Origin of the sequence: Hyphomonas atlantica corrig. (assembly GCF_000682715.1) — a bacterium.
In the GTDB taxonomy this organism is placed as follows: domain Bacteria; phylum Pseudomonadota; class Alphaproteobacteria; order Caulobacterales; family Hyphomonadaceae; genus Hyphomonas; species Hyphomonas atlantica.
Genome location: NZ_AWFH01000052.1, coordinates 1 through 486, shown reverse-complemented (window position 1 = coordinate 486; position 486 = coordinate 1). Strand labels below are relative to the sequence as shown.

The 486-nt window shown below is 54.7% G+C and carries 1 pseudogene; it reads left to right on the top strand.

The features are described 5' to 3' along the window. Positions 1–486: pseudogene (locus HY36_RS18560) on the top strand (hypothetical protein); the annotation flags it as partial.

The following is a 486-nucleotide window of genomic DNA, read 5'->3' as shown; positions in this document are numbered from 1 at the left end:
CCATGTTCGTGTCTGTCGCCGAACAAGAGGGGAGAGCTGACCAATTTCTATTTGCCAGTTTTGTCTCCAATGACGTTTTCGGCATTTGCTCCACTCTCCTTCAGCAAGGAACGGGCCTGCATGACGAGTTCCTGCAGTTTGCTTCGATGCGTGCCTCCGCACACGCCTCCACGAGAAAAGCAGGAATAGCCATGCTGGTTCTTGCCGAGGCAGCGGAAGCGAAGGGCCAAAGCGAGCTTCAGTGTGACGAATACAAAATAAAAGCTCACGCAAAAGACGAGTGGGCTCAGTTGTTCAAGGCCACTCGCATGGGCGACGACCTACGTGCGGCGCGAACCGAGGAACTCGCGGCTGAAACGAGAAGCGACGCGATAGAGTTGGCTGAAGCGCGAGCTGCACAGCAAGCCTCTGAAAAGGACACAACGCCGAAGGAGACAGATCTTTCACCTGCGGATCAACGTACGATATTGCAGAAAGAGCTGTCCG